The sequence below is a fragment of the Shewanella sp. 8A genome (genome assembly GCF_023475945.1).
In the GTDB taxonomy this organism is placed as follows: Bacteria; Pseudomonadota; Gammaproteobacteria; order Enterobacterales; family Shewanellaceae; genus Shewanella; species Shewanella xiamenensis.
In genome coordinates this window covers 39466-57837 of sequence record NZ_JAMDJP010000013.1, presented here as the reverse complement: position 1 = coordinate 57837, position 18372 = coordinate 39466, and the positions used below count along the sequence as shown (strand labels likewise).

The following is an 18372-nucleotide window of genomic DNA, read 5'->3' as shown; positions in this document are numbered from 1 at the left end:
GAAGAATTATGAAACGTACAGTTATAATGATGTTGGATTCCTTTGGCGTGGGCGCTGCTGGTGACGCTGCCAAGTTTGGGGATCTAGGTTCTGACACATTTGGCCATATCGCCAAAGCCTGCGCCGAAGGTAAAGCGGATACTGGTCGTAAAGGCCCATTAGCTCTGCCAAACTTGGCCCGTTTAGGGTTAGCCCATGCCGCGATGGAGAGTACTGGGGCGTTTGCACCAGGCTTTGCGGACAATGTTGAGCTGATTGGTGCCTATGGCCACGCTCAGGAATTAAGTTCGGGTAAAGATACCCCGAGCGGTCACTGGGAAATGGCGGGAGTACCCGTATTATTCGAATGGGGCTATTTTAGCGAGCACCAAAACTCATTCCCTAAAGAGCTGACCGATAAGATTTTGGCCCGTGCGGGACTCGATGGCTTTTTAGGTAACTGCCATGCTTCTGGTACTACTATTCTGGAAGAATTAGGCGAAGAGCATATGCGCTCTGGCAAGCCAATTTTTTACACCTCGGCAGATTCTGTATTCCAGATTGCCTGCCATGAAGGCACATTTGGCTTAGAAAATTTATATCGTCTTTGCGAAATCGCTCGTGAAGAGTTAGAACCTTATAACATTGGCCGTGTGATTGCGCGTCCATTCGATGGTACTGGCCCAAGCGACTTTGCTCGTACTGGTAACCGTAAGGATTACTCCCTCGAGCCGCCAGCGAAGACAGTGTTAGATAAGTTAAAAGCCGCCGGTGGTGAAGTGGTGAGTGTGGGTAAGATTGCCGACATTTACGCTTACTGTGGCATCACCAAAAAGGTGAAGGCAAACGGTTTAGAAGCGTTATTTGATGCAACGTTAGCCGAAGTGAAATCAGCGGGTGAAAATACTATCGTATTCACTAACTTTGTTGATTTTGACTCCCACTATGGCCACCGCCGTGATGTAGCAGGTTATGCGAAAGGGCTGGAGTATTTCGACTCGCGTTTACCTGAAATGCTGGCGCTGCTGGATGAGGACGATCTGTTAATCCTCACCGCTGACCATGGTTGCGACCCAACATGGCAAGGTACGGACCATACTCGTGAATATGTGCCTGTATTGGCTTATGGCGCAGGACTGAAAGCCGGCTCACTCGGTCGCCGTAACAGTTTCGCCGATATCGGCCAATCTATCGCTAGCTACTTCAAGCTTGAGCCGATGGAATACGGTGAGTCGTTTATCTAAGTAAACGTGCAAGATCTCGATTTGGCGGCCAGCATTGGGCCGTCAGTAAACAAAGACTTAAGTCTTAATAAAATAAACAGGGGTTATTTCGATGGCAACACCACACATTAATGCTGTAGAGGGCGCATTCGCTGAGACGGTTCTGTTTCCTGGCGATCCATTACGTGCAAAATATATTGCTGAAACATTCTTAGAAAATGTTGAGCAAGTGACTGACGTTCGAAACATGCTAGGTTTTACTGGTACTTACAAAGGTAAACGTATTTCTGTTATGGGTTCAGGCATGGGTATTCCTTCATGCTCAATCTATGCAACCGAATTAATTAAAGACTACGGCGTTAAGAACCTGATCCGCGTGGGTACTTGTGGCGCGATCAGCACTGACGTTAAAGTGCGCGATGTGATCATCGGCATGGGGGCTTGTACCGATTCTCAAGTTAACCGTTTACGTTTCAAAGGCCAAGATTTCGCGGCTATCGCGAACTACGAGCTGATGAATGCCGTGATCGAATCTGCCAAAGTGAAAGGCACTAAGATCCGTGTTGGTAACGTTTTCTCTGCCGACCTGTTCTACACTCCTGATCCACAAATGTTTGACGTGATGGAAAAAATGGGCGTGTTAGGCGTAGAGATGGAAGCCGCTGGTTTATACGGTGTTGCCCATGAATTCGGTGCCCGTGCACTGTGTGTGGTAACGGTATCTGACCATATCCGTACTGGCGAAAAAACCACTTCTGATGAGCGTCAAACCACGTTCAACGATATGATCGTGATGACATTAGACGCTGCAATTACGCTGTAATGTGTTGCTAATGCAGTCATAAGAAAAGGGTTCGCATTGCGAACCCTTTTTATTACCCTGTCTTCTTTTAGATTAGCCTGCTAAACCGTGCTGCCAAATGTTCGATGGATAAAATCCTGTAATGCGGCGCAGACCAAAGATGCCTCAGTTTGACCTGAGACGCTTCAATTAACCCGTTGAGTCTGTGTCTAAATCGCTCGGTTGAACAGGGACTTTCTCCGCGGAGGATTTCGAGGTATTGGTCTTCACGCGGCGGACCGATTTAACCTTAGGTTTATTCGGGGTGGATACTGAGGTTTGTGGCTCTGTGGCCGACGCAACAGCTTGCGTCGACTGCGTTTTAGACTGAGGCATAGTGTTGGATGATGAATCATCCTTTGCTCCTATCTCAGGTGCTGTTTCTGGTTTCAACTCAGTTTTCAGATCAGACACTTGCTCTGGCATTTGCTCAGACTCAGTTTTTGTTTCTGTAATGGCTTTGGCCTTCTTCACTTTAGGCTGAATACTGGCTTGATTACTGTTTTCATCCGGCACTTTAGCGTTTTCTGTGATTTTTCCTAAAGGCAAAGTATCTGTAGTTTGTTTATTTTCTTCGGTTTCTTTATTTTCTGTCGGCTTTTGAGCGGCCTCTGTATCACTCGCGATGACTTCATCCAACTGCTCATCCTGATGACCCGCAGACTTCGATTCCTCAGCCGCTTCAGGGGCTTTTATCGCTTTATTCTTTTTAGGGTTTTTACGCAATTTGGCGCGGGTGCGGCGACGGTCAAAATCGGCGCGTTTAAAAGATAAAGCGCGGGATAACAACATGCCTATTAGGCCAGCAACCAGCAGCATTATTTGTTGCTGCTCCATATTCAGGTTATGCGCTTCTTTGATTTCATTAAAAAATAGTTTGGTATCGAGCCTAACCTCGACATAACCTAAATTCTTGCCATCCTGAGTCACGGGTTCAACATAGGGGGGATATTTGCTCAGTAGCAGACTCATTTCTTCTGATTCGGGATCTAAGGCATCTTTAGTCAGGCTTTGAGCAAAGGCTAAGCGTATTCCTTGATCGCTAAATATTGCAGCTGACATCACCTTAGGATCTTCAACTAGAGCGCTGGCGAGCCACTGGAGTTGCTCATCATTTTGTAATTGTAGGGCGGGCGCCGCGCTATAGGCCGTTTGCTGCACCAGTAATCTGGCCATCTTTTGCGTTTGGGACTTTAGAAGCAGCTGACCTTGTAGTAGGCTTGTTTGCCACAATTGCACTAAGCCGACCATCAAGGTCAAGGCGATGGCGATTTGGAGCAGTCTACTGATTTTATGGCTTTTCTTTAGCCCTTTAAGATATAACACTTTGACCCTTAATAATGAGAGCGCTTGCCTAATCATAATTGATTCTGCGTGAGCCCGATAGTTGGAGAACACGAGTCCTATGGAAAGCTTGAACCAAAATCCGCTGTTTGTATGGTTAGCAGCTAACCCTTTACCTCGTTTTGAATATCAGGGGCTCAGTTTTGAGGCTTATCAGGAATCGTCTACGCGGTCATCCCTGAGTGTATTTGCTATGCGTCTGATTTACGAAGATTTAAGTCTTGAGGACTCTCTTGCGACTTGGATTGTTTCTCTGGCTGAAAGTCTCAAATTAACCATGCTCTCCATTGCACCTATTCGTCGTCAAGTGGCACTGCATTGCGTCGAATTAGCGCTGCCTGTAGAGCCCAGTGCCGAATTGTTAGCAACCTGTCCATCTCAGGTAGAGTTACATTTAATTCATGGCCCATTACCTAAACTGAGCGAGCCCGGTTTACTGGTGATGGACATGGATTCTACCGCGATCCAAATTGAATGTATTGATGAGCTTGCCGCGAGGGCTGGGGTTGGCGAGCAAGTGGCGGCGATCACTGAGCGCGCGATGCAGGGCGAGTTGGATTTTGAGCAGAGTCTGCGCCAAAGGGTTGCCCAGCTTCAGGGCGCCGATGCCAAGATTATTCAAACCTTGTGTGACACTTTGCCATTGATGCCGGGTCTTGAGGCTATGTTGACCGAGCTTAAGTCGCACCATTGGCGCCTCGTTGTGGCTTCAGGAGGCTTCACGCCGTTTGTTGGTCACTTAAAACAGCTGCTGAATTTAGATGCGGCCTTTGCCAATGAATTAGTCATAACGGACGGTCAGCTGGCGGGAGCCGTCACCGGAAAAGTCGTCGATGCCCAGTTTAAGGCCGATGTGGTCAACCGTTGTAGCCAAGAATGGCAAATCCCAGTGGGGCAACGTGTGGCGATAGGTGATGGTGCTAACGATATTCCTATGGTGCAGGCGGCTGACTTTGGGATTGCCTTCCATGCCAAGCCCAAACTTGCCGCCGCAGCAGATGCTCGGATCCGTAGTTTGGACCTTAGAGTATTGCCTTATCTATTGCAGTGTTAATAAGAGTCTCAGTCGATTATGTGGCGACATTAGAGTAATGACTCTTGTTTTTTGAGGCTTAACTGGTAGTTTAGTGTTCATTAATGGACTACCAGTGACTGACTTTGACTTCAACTCCAGATGAGCATTCTGCTCAAATATTTTCACAAACCTCCCTCTATCTTCCTTATCGGGATGGACAGTTACACTTGCGCCAGTTGTTGCCAATTACTGCTGATTTTTCTAAACCGCCGATCCTGATGTTGCATGGCGCTATGTCAAATGGCCGAGTTTTTTACAGCCAGAGCGGTCGTGGTTTGGGATGTTTTCTTGCTAAGGCGGGTTTTGTGGTTTATGTGCTCGATACCGCTGGACGAGGATTAAGTTTACCAAAAATCAGTCGAGATTTTACCTTAGGACAAGGTGAGGTGATCCGTGAGCAATTGCTATTAGTACAACAGTATATTTTGAATATTCATAATCAGGCCTGTCAGGAACAGGGGAAAATATCCCCCTCACGTGTGCATTGGTGCGCCCATTCCTGGGGCGGAGTGTTGATGGCGAGCGCCTTAGCGCGTTACCCTGAACTGCAGCAAAGTGTGCGTTCACTGCTCACCTTCGGCAGTAAACGCACTATTCGCGTCAAATCTTTCAAAAAATGGTTGATGGTCGATGTGTTTTGGAATCGCCTTGCACCAAGTTTAGCGGTTGGGCAGGGATATCTCGCCGCCGATAAACTGCGTGTCGGTATGGATAACGAGAGTCGGGCATCATTGAATCAAAGTATTGATTGGGTGCGAGGTGAGTGGCGCGATCACGATGACGGTTTTGATTATGCCAAGGCGGCTAAGGCAGCCAACTGGCCCGTCGCTTGGTTTATAGCGGGGCAAAACGATACTGTGCTTGGGCATCCTGAAGATGTCGCCGATATGATCTCTGAGTGTGGCTTTCGCCAAGTGAAATTCACTTTGCTCTCAAAGGCGAACGGCTTTAAACACGACTATGGCCATGCGGATATGCTGACTCATCTGGATGCGATGAGTGACCATTTTCCGCTGATCCGCGATTGGTATTTAGGCTTTGAACTCGCGGTATTAAAAGACGAGGAATAAGTTAGGCCTGTTTATGTAACACTGGGTATCTTAATTCCACCTCTTGGGTGATATCCAGCAATTCACCTACACCGATAATACGCCAGAGCTGATCTTCAAGTTGTTTTGCCCTGTGATTTGCATGGATATTGATATATTCCAATTCGCGGCGCAGATATCCCATATCTGGTTTTTCGGTGGCTCCTCGGTAAATTCGCAGTGCCATAAAGCGTCCAGCCAATTTACTTTGGGTGATAAACGCGACTTTAGCTTGAGCATCACCGACTTCAATCGCGGGTATACATTTTAAATGGAATCGGCCGCGGGACTGACGCGTCAGTTGAATAAAGACTTCAATAAAATCCATATCCTGCTGGGGTTTCATTTGGCGGATGGGGTCGAGAATATCCCGTTTAAAAAAGCCATCCTTGAGCAGCGGAGCGAGGTTATATTGCAACGTATCTGAAGAACCCGCGGCAAAAATATCACTAATTTCATCATGTTCAGTACTGACGCCTAAGCAAGCCACTTGTGCTGATTTAGTCGTTTTTTCAACGAAGTAGGGCACAGAATGGAGTTCGCGTAATAGGATATTTTTTAGTCCATCAGCAAGTTCGTTTGCTTCACTATTATTTTCAGTGAGTTGTTCTAGCTTTTCTTTATTGTGGGCGATCAATTTGTTTAAAAACTCGACACCGACATGGGGCGTATGGCCCATGACAGCGGCTAAATGTAACGTGACGCCATTCTTACGGGTTCGAACTAAGCGGTAGGGTAAATTCTCGAGTTGAGTTTTGCCGGCAATGGTTTGCAGTTTAGGTAAACTGATCATCAAGGGTTTATTGGTTACAAACGCCGTGGGATTGTCGAGCGTGAGCTGCATGCCACGACCTGAGATATCTAAGGTGATTCCTGTTGCTTTTAGGCCACCCTGCGAGACATTGACTAAGGTTTTAAAGGCGAAGCGTGCTTCCTGCCGCCGCTCACTAAATTGCATTGCAATCGGTTTGATTTGGTGGGTGCTGAGCCGTTGCTGGCCGAAAGCTTTTAGGGCATTGGCATTGCTATCATCCTGCCAGGCTTTATAGGTCGCTCTTTCATCCTCATTGGTCAGATCGATAAGTTGTAGCATATGGCTAAACAGCGCTAACTGTTGTTCGACCAGCGGACTATATTTGGCATCATCCCCAGGCAATGTCGCTCGGCGATAGCCTTTAGCATGGTAAATTTTATCAGGAACCAGTTTAAAAATACGCCAGCTTGGTTTGGTTGAAGCAAAACCTAAAAACAATGATACCAAGCCTTTAGCTTTTAATTCGGCTAAGGTAGCCGAATAAAAATACAAGCAGCCTTGGGCGTTGTAGGTAAACGTAAAAAATAACCCATAGTCAGGATTTTCGGGATGGCTAAGTAGCGCAGAAAGCCGTGCTGATGTCAGCATTGCTGGTAACTGGCTGATATCGTTCTCATCTTGAAAATAATGCACTATCTGCTGATTATCTCGACTCAGCAGCATATGGCTAATTGATTGGGTTTGTTGATTCAAAAATAACGGTAAATGTGGCAAATGCGGCAGATAATGACGCTCGAATCCCAGGCCGGATGCTGTCACCAAAACATCGTTCACATCGAGTTTATAACGGAGTTTATAGCCTCGAATCAAATTGCCCAGCATTTCACCTAGCGCATCAGTGCCACCAATACGCTTCAATCTTAACCAAATAAATTCACCATTAGTTTGGCTATCAACAATGTGGTAATCGACTCCAAGTTGTAGATCGGGGTAATAATATTCTTCACTTAGCTCGAGAAGCTTTACCTTTAGCGGTTTATCGAGGTCAAAAGGATGATTCGCCGCCAAGCGAATGCGCGCACCACCAATGGATAAATCAACGGTGATCCCCGGCATTTCAGGTCTGCCAGGTTGGGAAACGGCAATGCGGATACTGTAATTCATCCGCTCTTCAGTGCGATTAAAATAACTGCCGAGTACAACGCCTGGCACCATAAAGGGTTCGAGTTCGACGGTATCGCTTTGTTGTGTCACCTGGCGTAGTTTTTGTCGCCGAAGTTGATGGGCGGCGATGACGTATTCATATACACCTAAAGTGTATTTGTTACGGTATAAGGACATGGCCTCTTGCAGGCTATGTTTAGCTGGCTCATCGAGAAAATGGCGCTGCTGACCCAGCATGACTTCACTACAGGGCAACTCTGACTTATCCCTAAGGTCAATAATCCGCGTGCAGGGCGAAGCTAAACGATTCAACTCCATTTTTAATAAAAAACGGGTGGAATTGTTTTCATCGACAGTCAGCTGCTGGAAAATCTCCTGGAAGTTAGGTTCCATGAGCAGCGGCTTGAGTTGTTCTATGAGTGCACTATGGTTATCTAAACTCATGTAGTGGTCTTTTCTAATGCTGATTTTATGCGTGCTGTGTTAGTCTAATGTCGGCAGTATTCACAGTTACTTAAATTGATTTTATACAGATTTTAATAAGTTATGGCAAAGAATAAAACCGCGTACGTGTGCAATGAGTGTGGACAGGATTTTCCCCGTTGGCAAGGGCAATGCAGTGCTTGTCACGAGTGGAATACGATAACTGAAGTGCGCTTAGGTGCTGCCTCGCCCGGACGGGGGACTCAGTTTGCCGGTTACGCTGGTGCAGGCAGTAGCGAAGTCAAAACCTTAGACCAAATTGATCTCAATGCCTTGCCACGTATAGTGAGCCACTTTGGTGAACTCGACCGGGTACTTGGAGGCGGCATTGTGCCTGGATCGGCGATTTTGATTGGCGGCCATCCCGGAGCTGGTAAGAGTACTTTGCTGCTTCAGACCCTATGCCATTTAGCCGAGAAAATGCCCGCGCTTTATGTTACTGGGGAAGAATCGCTCCAACAGGTGGCGATGCGGGCCCATCGTCTTGGCTTGCCAACCAATAAACTGAGGATGTTATCCGAAACCAGTGTGGAGTTGATCTGCGAAGTCGCCCTGAAAGAATCACCAAAAGTCATCGTTGTCGACTCTATTCAAGTTATGCATATGAGCGATGTAGCGTCGAGTCCCGGCAGCGTGTCGCAGGTACGTGAATCAGCCTCCTATCTAACCCGTTTCGCGAAGCAAAATGGCATTGCTGTTATTATGGTGGGTCATGTCACCAAAGATGGCAGCCTCGCCGGGCCAAAAGTGCTCGAGCACTGTATCGATTGCTCGGTGATGTTTGAAGGGGATAGCGACAGCCGTTATCGTACTTTGCGCTCCCACAAGAACCGCTTCGGGGCGATCAACGAGCTGGGCGTATTTGCCATGACGGAACGTGGCTTGAAGGAAGTGGCTAACCCATCCGCAATTTTCCTCTCCCGCGGCGAGGAAGAATCCTCGGGCTCCTTGGTCATGGTGGTGTGGGAAGGTACGCGCCCGTTACTGGTTGAACTGCAAGTGCTTGTGGATAATTCTGCCATGTCCAATCCGCGCCGTGTGGCAGTGGGGATGGATGCAAACCGTTTGGCCATGTTGCTTGCGGTGATGCATCGCCACGGTGGCTTGCAAATGTCGGATCAGGACGTGTTTGTGAACGTGGTTGGCGGGGTTAAAGTAACCGAAACCAGTGCCGACTTAACCCTGCTACTGGCCATGGTATCGAGTTTTCGTGGCGATATTTTACCGAGTGATTTAGTGGTGTTTGGTGAAGTGGGCTTATCTGGCGAAATTCGACCTGTGCCAAATGGGCAAGAACGTTTAGTCGAAGCCGCTAAGCATGGTTTTAAACGAGCGATAGTGCCTCGAGCGAACGTGCCGAAAAAACCGCCAGTGGGAATGGAAGTGGTGGGCGTTTCCAAGCTATCAGAAGCCCTTGAAGCAATCTAATCTAAAAAACAAACAGCGCCTTAAGCGCTGTTTGTTTTTACTCGGGAGTCAAGCCCGTACCACCCAATCACTATCCGTGGTGTTTAATCGGCGGAATGATGTTTTTCTACAAAGAGCGCCAATTCACGGTTCAGAATTGAGGCATCGCCTAAGTTTAGCTCAACGATGCGTTTGAGGTGGCTGATGCTGTCGACATCGATAATGTTACATTTAAGCCCTAGTTGGTGATTACGTTGATGCACCAACTCAGTTTCCATTTGCAGCTCAATATCGGAGCCCTGCAGAGTAAAGTTAAGGATGATAGGCTCATCTGAATGGCTAAATCCTGCGGGTTCTTCCACTAAAGCGCCATTTAGGCTGAGATCCAATATTGAGGTTTGCCATTGCTTTTCACCTTGGTGTATTGACGCACTTGCGGCAAAGAGGATCCGTGAAAAATGTCGTCTTTCATCAATCACTAATTCTTTATCTTTCATAGTTTGTTAGCGCCCACACCAATCAATATGCCTAAGCATATGTCATATTGAGGAGAGTGTAAAAGCTCGGCAGATTTTTGTGCAATAAAGTAATGTAGATCGCATATTTTACCTTTCCTTCATATGCAAATATGAAAAAGTATGAATAATTCAGTTAAGCAAAATAAGAGAAGTTGAACATGGCCTATAGTGTGCTCGTTGTCGATGATGAAGCAGTTATTCGTGCGCGATTGAAGGGATACTTTGAAAAGGAAGGTTATCGTGTGATTGAGGCTGCCGATGGCGAGCAAATGTGGTACGAGTTTAATCGTCAACATATCGATTTAATTATGTTAGATATTAACCTGCCTGGGGTCGATGGCTTAAGTTTAACCCGCGAGTTACGCAGCCGCTCCCATGTGGGGATTATCTTAGTCTCTGGCCGTGATGAATCGATTGATAAAATCGTTGGCCTGGAGATGGGCGCCGATGATTATGTGACTAAGCCCTTCGAACTGCGGGAACTATTGGTGAGGGTAAAAAACCTGCTATGGCGGATTTCTTTGGTAAAACAAGCCGAACAGGCGCTGGTGCAGGAATTATCACAGCCCGATGATTTGATAAGTTTTGAAGGCTATCAGCTTGAATTAAATAGCCGTAAGCTGCGCCAAGGGGAGGAGCTTATCAAGCTCACTAAGGCCGAATTTGAGTTATTAACCGCCTTTGCTTTGCATCCGCAGCAGGTACTTTCTCGCGAGCGCTTAATGCAGCAAACCAGTCATCGCAATCATGATGTGAATGACAGAACCATAGATGTTATTATCCGCCGTCTACGTAATAAGCTCAATCCCGAGCTCTTTGTCACTGTCCATGGTGAGGGGTATTTATTTGCCGCTAAGGTGGATGACTGATCTCTAACTTAGATCTTGTGTTAAGCGCTCAAGGGCGCACTTGATACAAGGGATAAAAATCCGCTTCGGCAAGGCTAAAGCCAAGTGCCGACAGGGTATTTTTTGAGGCGGTGCGCTCAACGATAGCTGGATCTATATCGCCAAAAGGCGCGGCGCCTTCGAGCTGTTTTACCGTAACATCGATGGCGAGTTTGCCCTGCAACACGACCAAATCATCATTGCTGTAGACCACTTTTTGCCGCATCAAGCCGCGCAGAATCGCGGGAGATAAGTAACTGCTCACCAGCTTGATATCTTGCGTCAGCTGTTTTTGTTTGAGGGTGCTAACGGCGGCTTCTATCGCCACCGCACTACCTAGAATATAGTTAGGCTGCTGGGCTTTTAGCAGTATCTGTAGTTGATCGCGGTAGAGATTGCGATTGTTATCGGCGTGCTGAATTGCACTGATGCTAACATTGCTACCTTCAAGCGCATGACGAATCCCTTGCTCGACTAAATCGGTGCCGCCGAGGTTTTCGGGGCCGGCTAAGAGAGCCAAGGTGGTCGGCTGGGTTGGCGTATGTGCCTTGGCATCCGCCTTAATAAAATGGCCCGCGCTTAGCCCCATTTGATACCAGTTAACGCCGATATGGGTCTGCACTTGTTCTGAATTAAGTTTATTCACTAAGGCGAGCACGGGTTTGGTTAGCGGCTCGGAAAACTGTTCGAGCAGATTGGGGCTCACTGCGCCGAGTAAAATTGCGTCGTAGTCACCGCTCATGCAGGTGCGTAACTGTTCGAGTTGCTTATCCTGATGGTAGTAGCTGCCCGCTTCGAACAGATCTAAAGATACGCCAAGGAATTTGGCATGTTGGATTAGGCCATAATCGATGCCAATCCAATAAGCGTCCTTCAGGTGAGGGACGAGGACACATAGACGCCAAGCTTGTTGAGCTTTAGTGAGAGGATGATAATCAAGCGCCTGCGCCTGCTGAATTTTGGCATTAAAGGGATGGCGTTGCTCTAATGGCCAAGTTTGGCTGTTGGCATTGGCAGGCGATAAACATAACAGGCCAAAAGTGGTGAGTGTGAGCAAAGCTTGCCAAAATTTTCCCATTGTCTCGTATCATCCACAGTGAACATTTCGAAGGCATTGTAACAGAAGGAACAAGTGTGGCGCCTTTATCTTTATCGCGAAGTAGTTTAACCGGCAGACTCATGCTAGCCTTCGGTGTGCTTGGGGTATTGCTGTTGCTACTGGTTAGCTTAGGTAGCCTGAGTTTACATTGGCTCAAGCAGGCTGACAGTTATCTGTATGAAGAATCCTTACCCGCCTCTCAAGCCGCGCGCCAATTAGTGCAGGCCTCTAATGCCTTATCCGATGGCGTGACCCAGTTAGGCCAAGTGGAGGATGAGCGGCAGCGGGAATTTATCGGCCGTAAGCTCAACCTTGAAAGCGCCACAATGTTAAATAGCATCAAAGTGTTACTGACACTGGATGTGAACGAAGATAATCATTTATCTGTATTAGCTGAGCAAATCATCGAGCAATTAACCTTATTGGGTAAGAGTGTGGGCCAGCGCATTACCTTGGGCGATGAGTTGCAGCTTAGGGCCCGTGAGTTATCACTTGCCGCAGCCCATGCCTCTGAGTTATTGCAATCCGAATTGGCGGTAGTCGACTCGGCGATTTTAGCAAAACTCAGCCAAGCTTATCCCGATATGGCGGGGAATAAACGCAGTGGGCAACTGCTTGATGATGTGATTGAACGTGAGCTCGATATCCAAGAACAGCTCAATCGCGCGCTCAAGTTAGTGCATCAAATTGCGCTGCTCAGTCAGTTATTTGAAGCATCTGAATTACAGTCCGAGCTGCAATTGAGTGTTCCCCGTTTATTGGCAACCTTTGCCAGCACTGCATCATCGCACCCCATGGCGCAGAATCATCCAAAACAAGGGACGGCTATCGATCAGGCATCGAGCGCAAACACAGATTCGCCTGCGGCAGAGGTGGGTATCGATTTAATGGCGCTAACGACAGTTTCTGAGCTGATACGCGATCCCGGCAGGCTCAATGCGCTAAAGGCGGAACTGGCTGTTCTTCTCCATACCCCCAAAATTATTAAATTACAGCGAGAACTGAGTCAAAGTTTGCAGCGGCAACAGCGGCAGCAGCAGGAGTTAGCGGAAAAACTCTATAGCCTCAATACGCTGGTGGATAGTGCGCTTAATCAACAGCAACAGCGGGCGGAGTTGGCGCGTAGTGATTATTTAATGCAGTTGTCTTACGCCCGCTTGGGGTTGTGGGGCACGGGCATATTAATGTTGGTTATCATAGCAGTCGTGGTTTATCGGGTGATCTATCGCGGCATTGCCTTGAGGTTAAATCAGGCGACCGAGGCTATGTCGCGCTTAAGTTTAGGGGACACCAATGTGAGCCTCGATGCCCACGGCGACGATGAGTTGACCGCCATGGCCAATGCCATCGAGGCATTTAAGCGAAAAACAGCCCACAACCTGAAATTGCAGGCGGATTTACGTCTGGTCGCCGATGAGCTGACCGAGCATAAAAAGGCCCTTGAACAAACCGTGGCCACGCGCACACAGGAATTGGCCGAAGCCAACCTGCGCCTTGATGCGGAGGCCAAAGGCCATGCTAAGGCAAGAATCGTTGCCGAGGAGGCGAGTCAGGCAAAATCCCAATTCCTAGCGACCATGAGCCATGAGATTCGCACCCCGCTCAACGGCTTACTCGGGACGCTTACCTTGCTCGGCCATAGTCAGTTACCGCCCGCGCAGCAACAGATGCTCGCGCTGTCGCAATACAGCGGCACGCTGCTGCAAACCGTGCTGAGCGATATTCTCGATTTCTCCCGCCTCGAGCAGGGCAATTTAACCAATGAGCCTAGGCCTACGGATATCAACGCACTGCTCGATGAAGTGCTGGCAATTATGGTAGCGGGCGCCAATTTGGCGGGATTGAGTCTAAGACTAAATCGTCCCCAGTTACCCGCGTGTATTCAGATCGATGGCCCTAAGCTGAGGCAAGTGCTGTTTAACCTGATTGGTAACGGCATTAAATTCACCCCCGAAGGCGGCGTGAGTCTGAATGTCAGCGTGCGAGGCGATAAGTTGGCCTTTGTGGTGGCCGATACCGGCGTGGGGATTGCGCCCGAGGTGCGCGAGCAATTATTTATGCCTTACTGCGTATTGCCTAATCAGGGGCGCTGCCGTGGGACAGGCTTAGGGCTTGCCATCTGCAAACAGTTAGTTGTACTGATGGATGCAGAGGGGTCAGGCATTTGGGTCAAGAGCGAGCCAGGCAAGGGCAGCGAGTTTGGTTTTGAGCTGAGTTTTACCCAGTGTGATAAGGCGTTGGATACGCAAACAGAGGTGCAAAAACGGGTTAATCCCCTGCGGGTGTTAGTGATAGAGGACAACAAGGTCAACGCCATGGTCGCGCAGGGATTTTTAGCGCATTTAGGCCATAGTTCTTGTTTGGCCGTCAGTTGCCAGCAGGCGCTAGCGCATGTGAGTGGCGATAAGGCATTCGATGCTGTGATGCTCGATATCCAACTGAGTGATGGTTCAGGGCTTGCATTATTACCACAGCTAAAGGCATTACTGACAAATGACATTGTTAATGAGAGTGTTAATGAGAGTGTGAAGTTCGCCGCCTTTACCGCGCAGATGCAGACGGAGGATCTTAGCCTCTATCGGGAGGCGGGGTTTGATACTGTGTTAGCCAAACCCTTGAGTCTACAAACGCTGACTGAATGGCTGGGCGTTGCTTCGTTGCCAGCGTGTGCGCCATCTTCTTCGGGGAGTGAGAGTCCTGCGTTGCCAGCGAGTCCTTCCTTAACCTTCGCATCTTCGGAGTCATTGGCTCAATCGGCTAAAACCTTGTTAGATCTTAACCAGTTACAGCAAGATCTTGAGGTCTTAGGCTTGAAAGCCGTGAGTGATATGTTGGCGCTCTATCGAACCTCCAGTGCCGAGCAAATTGAGCGACTCTCGGCGTTAAGCTCTGTGGCGCATTTCAGCGAGGGCGCAAAACTATTGCACGCGCTTAAGGGCAGCAGTGCCAGCATGGGGCTAAAAGCACTGACCGAGTGTTGTCAGCAGTGGGAGAAAACACACAACACCACAGGGGAAAATGTATTGGATAGCAAAGCCGTCACTGAATTAATCGCTTGCTGGCAGGCGTCGATGACAGCGTTTGAGCAGTGGCTCGCAACACAGGGCTAGCAGCAAAGGATTCGCGACAGGACGCTAACTCTATAAGTGAGTCGTCCTTTCCTGCTCGTATTTCTGCCTAACTAATGCAAATCGAGGAATAAAACAGCGGCTCCCATGGGAGCCGCTTTTCGTTATTTTATTCTAGGACAAGACATGAGTCATCACCTTGAGTCTTAATGCGACTCTGGTTTAACACTACTCGGGTTTTAGGCTTATGGCGATCAATGCATTGCCTGTTCTAACTGCTGTTTATCTTGCTGCACCCAAGCGAGGGTGAGTGTGGCGAGAGCACTGTAAAAGCCATTGCTGTGCTTGCTATCGCACTCAACGACCTTGGCGACAAACTTTGATAACCATGAATCTATACAAGCGTTTAGGAAGCTTAACTGGGCAGCATCTTCACTGTGGCAAGCTAAGTGTCCCATATAGGCGAGGATCACGGCTAAGTGATCGGCAGGTTCAGGGAAGTGACTCTGCACTTGCAGTTTACTCTGGTGTAAAAACTCGCTCATTTGTTGATGCTGCTGCCCAAATAGCAAGGGTTCTTCCTCGGAGCTCAAGTACAGGCTGGCATAGGGCGACGCGCTGTGCTTTGTGCCTACAAGGAATAAACCGCAATAATCGGCGGCAAGTTCGAGCAAGGCTTCATCGCTCGTTAAGCCATTCAGCACCTTCTGTATGCTGACGACTGGCGCACTAAACTCGGGCGCATAACCCAGTTGTGTCCAGAATTGCTGCGCTTGCTCACTGGTGAGTTGCTTAAGGCGCTGCTCATCAATTTCACGGGCAAACAGAGAAGACAGCAGCTGATACACTAAGGCTCTGGCATGATTGATATCGACGTTGCTCATCGCATGTTCCTCAAGAATAACAGTGGAATGCGCCTAGTTGACTAGGCGCATCGCCTTGTGGGCTCGGTTAGATTTCGACTTCGATAGGACCATCGAAGGAGCTGACCTTAGGGACTTTGCCTTGGTATTTCTCAAACTCGACCAGACAAGTATAGGCTGAGCAGGCTTGAGCCAACTTAGAGGTGCCAATGTCTAAGGTCAGAGTATTCGGGTCGCCATAGCTACACAGGGCACCGATTTCGGCGCCGCCTTCAACGCTGCCATCTTTACCCACTGGGCCATACCATGCGCCTTCATGAATTCGCACTACACCTTTAGGGAAGCGATCCGATACCACTGCGCCCGCTAACAGTTGGCCACGGTCGTTAAAGACACGCACTATATCGCCATCTTTAATGCCGCGCGCTTTGGCATCCACAGGGCTGATATAGATGGGTTCGCGGCCATTGACTGTGTAGGTTTCGCGGTATTCTTTCGACTCACACATCTGTGAGTGCAGACGTTTATCCGGGTGGCAAGATTGTAACCACACAGGGTATTTGTCCGAACCCGGGCCACCATGGCTACGCTCGGCTTTTTCCATCCAAATGGGATGGCCTTGGCAGTCGTCATAACCGAACTGTTCAATCTTACGGCTGAAGATTTCAATTAAGCCAGACGGCGTACCTAATGGATTGATTTCAGGATCGTTTCTAAAGTCGGCGTGGCGTGTCCACAGCTCTCCATCACCAAAGTGCACATAACCTTGCTTCCAGAAGGTGGCAAAATCTGGCATCTCATACTTACCCGCGTTCGCGGCTTTACACTCGTTATAGAGGGTTTCTATCCACTCCATTTCGCTCATATTACGGGTGTATTCTTTCTCTTTACCCATCAATGCGGCAAAGCGAGTGAAGATTTCAAAGTCTGACAAACTCTCAAACAGCGGCTCCACCATCTTCTGCATCGCCAAAATACCGCGGTTAGCATAGGCGCCGTATACGTCGATATCGTTGCGCTCATAGGTGGTGCAAGCGGGCAGCACTATGTCGGAGAAGCGGCAAGTCGCCGTCCAGTTCACATCGATAGTGACCACGCATTCCAACTTATGGAAGGCTTGCTTCATGCGGTTACGGTCTTGATGGTGGTTCCATGGGTTATTGCCCGAGAAAATCATCATCTTAATATCGGGATACACTACTTTCGAACCGTTGGCATCAATGGTTTTACCGGGCTCGAGGATCGCATCAATCCAACGGGCGACGGGAATGGTGCTGCTTGCGCCTTTAAAGTCGGTGCTGTCGAACAGGGGTTTTTGGTTCTCGTCTAAGTTACGCGGGAAGGCGCCTGGCGCCGCCGCATTTGTTGCAGGCACACCAATACTAGAGTAGTGGTGACCATAGCTGATGCCGCCGCCGGGTAAGCCGATTTGACCTATCATGGTCGCGAGGACTGCAGCCATCCAGTAAGGTTGCTCACCGTGTTGTTGGCGCTGAATACACCAACCCATCATGATTTGGGTGCGGCCCTTAACTAAGGTTTTCGCCAGATCGCGGATGATGTGTGGCTCAACTCCACAGATTGGCGCCGCCCACTCAGGGGTTTTGGCGATACCGTCTTTAGTGCCCATCACGTAAGGCACAAACTCTTCAAAGCCTAAGCTGTAGCCTTGGATGAATTTATCATCGCACAGCTTTTGGGTGATCATCTCATGGGCGATGGCCAGCATCAGCGTCACGTCAGTCTGTGGGTTGACATATAACTGCTCACAGCCAAGGTAAGCCTGGGTTTTGGTGACTACAGGGTCGATACTGATCACGCGGATCTTGCCCTGTTTGACCTTCTCTTTTAACTGCGCGAGGTAAGCGAAAGCCTCATGGGTTTCGGCGTTCCAACCCACTTGCAGGTTTTTGTAAGGATCGTTCGACCAGAGCACAATCGTGTTGCTGTTTTCTAAGATCAGCGGCCAAGAGGTGCCTTGGGCATACACTTCGGTTGAGCCTAATACATAGGGCAGAATGGTTTGGCCGGCACCGGTGGAGTAGTCTCCGATTTTCTTCACATAGTTGCCGTGCATCCCCACCGCACGCTGCATATGGCTGGTGCTGGAATGCAGTTGCCCGGTTGCGCGCCAGCCTGTTTGCCCCGCGTGTAAGCCCGATGGACCGTATTGGGTTTGGATTTCATCGAGTGAGTGTTTAAACAGCTTTAATGCTTTATCCCAGGTCACGCGAACGAAGCGGAAATCTCCCCGTTGCTGGGTATTGCTCTTATGGCCTTTGAGTAAAAAATCTAAGCGAACCATAGGGTAACGCACGCGGGATGGGTTATAGACCATACCGCGGATACCGTTAATCATATCCGTTGGATATTTATCTAAATCGAAGGCTTTGACCTCGGCAATTACACCGTTTTTACGTTTGATTTTAAAGGCGCCAAAGTGTGAGCCTGTGGTCAGCCATTCGTCTTCATTTAAGCCTGTGCTGGCGAGCGCATTTAAGGGCGCTAACACTGAGCTGCCACCTAAAGCAACGAAAGAGGTTGAGGCTAAGCCTTTTAAAAAGTCTCTTCTGTTCATG

General features: G+C 48.7%; 13 protein-coding genes. 7 read left to right on the top strand and 6 right to left on the bottom strand.

Annotated features, from left to right (window positions below):
* Positions 1–8 precede the first annotated feature (8 nt).
* Together M0413_RS11910 and deoD are read left to right on the top strand one after the other, a co-directional pair.
* On the top strand, positions 9–1223 hold the full coding sequence (locus M0413_RS11910; RefSeq protein WP_069453334.1) for a phosphopentomutase: 1215 nt from the start codon (positions 9–11) through the stop codon (positions 1221–1223).
* 91 nt (positions 1224–1314) lie between these two features.
* Positions 1315–2025: a purine-nucleoside phosphorylase gene (deoD, locus tag M0413_RS11905; protein WP_011621831.1), complete on the top strand. Its 711-nt coding sequence runs from the start codon at positions 1315–1317 to the stop codon at positions 2023–2025.
* Positions 2026–2193: 168 nt separating this feature from the next.
* Here deoD and M0413_RS11900 read toward each other — a convergent pair whose 3' ends face one another.
* Complete coding sequence (locus M0413_RS11900; RefSeq protein ID WP_249554361.1) at positions 2194–3405, bottom strand: YtjB family periplasmic protein; 1212 nt, start codon at positions 3403–3405, stop codon at positions 2194–2196.
* A gap of 43 nt (positions 3406–3448) precedes the next feature.
* On the opposite strand from M0413_RS11900, the gene serB reads away from it, so the two are divergent.
* Both serB and M0413_RS11890 read left to right on the top strand, forming a co-directional pair.
* On the top strand, positions 3449–4441 hold the full coding sequence (gene serB / locus M0413_RS11895; RefSeq protein ID WP_249554359.1) for a phosphoserine phosphatase SerB: 993 nt from the start codon (positions 3449–3451) through the stop codon (positions 4439–4441).
* Positions 4442–4578: 137 nt separating this feature from the next.
* Positions 4579–5532, top strand: a complete 954-nt coding sequence (locus M0413_RS11890; protein WP_413740199.1) for an alpha/beta fold hydrolase — start codon at positions 4579–4581, stop codon at positions 5530–5532.
* Between the two features lies 1 nt (position 5533).
* On the opposite strand, the gene M0413_RS11885 is transcribed toward M0413_RS11890, so the two are convergent.
* A complete protein-coding gene (locus tag M0413_RS11885; protein WP_169546887.1) occupies positions 5534–7912 on the bottom strand; it encodes a PilZ domain-containing protein in 2379 nt (792 codons plus the stop codon).
* Between the two features lie 102 nt (positions 7913–8014).
* Here M0413_RS11885 and radA point away from each other — a divergent pair, with 102 nt between their 5' ends.
* Complete coding sequence (gene radA, locus M0413_RS11880) at positions 8015–9379, top strand: DNA repair protein RadA (protein WP_037430274.1); 1365 nt, start codon at positions 8015–8017, stop codon at positions 9377–9379.
* A gap of 83 nt (positions 9380–9462) precedes the next feature.
* Here the strand turns inward: radA and M0413_RS11875 are convergent, their stop codons facing one another.
* Positions 9463–9855, bottom strand: coding sequence for a PilZ domain-containing protein (locus M0413_RS11875; RefSeq protein WP_086024078.1), 393 nt, complete (start codon positions 9853–9855; stop codon positions 9463–9465).
* 179 nt (positions 9856–10034) lie between these two features.
* Between M0413_RS11875 and torR the strand changes: the two genes are divergently transcribed.
* Entirely contained in the window at positions 10035–10745 is a 711-nt protein-coding gene (gene torR / locus M0413_RS11870) for a two-component system response regulator TorR (RefSeq protein ID WP_037430273.1), read from the top strand.
* 28 nt (positions 10746–10773) lie between these two features.
* On the opposite strand, the gene torT is transcribed toward torR, so the two are convergent.
* On the bottom strand, positions 10774–11841 hold the full coding sequence (torT, locus tag M0413_RS11865) for a TMAO reductase system periplasmic protein TorT (protein ID WP_249554355.1): 1068 nt from the start codon (positions 11839–11841) through the stop codon (positions 10774–10776).
* 56 nt (positions 11842–11897) lie between these two features.
* Between torT and torS the strand changes: the two genes are divergently transcribed.
* A complete protein-coding gene (torS, locus tag M0413_RS11860; RefSeq protein ID WP_249554353.1) occupies positions 11898–14972 on the top strand; it encodes a TMAO reductase system sensor histidine kinase/response regulator TorS in 3075 nt (1024 codons plus the stop codon).
* 212 nt (positions 14973–15184) lie between these two features.
* Here torS and torD read toward each other — a convergent pair whose 3' ends face one another.
* Both torD and torA read right to left on the bottom strand, forming a co-directional pair.
* Positions 15185–15814 (bottom strand): molecular chaperone TorD, encoded by a 630-nt coding sequence (torD, locus tag M0413_RS11855; protein WP_249554351.1) that lies wholly within the window; start codon positions 15812–15814, stop codon positions 15185–15187.
* A 67-nt stretch (positions 15815–15881) separates the two neighbouring features.
* The gene (gene torA, locus M0413_RS11850) at positions 15882–18371 is read right to left on the bottom strand and encodes a trimethylamine-N-oxide reductase TorA (RefSeq protein ID WP_249554349.1); all 2490 of its coding nucleotides are present in this window, start codon (positions 18369–18371) and stop codon (positions 15882–15884) included.
* Position 18372: the final 1 nt, after the last annotated feature.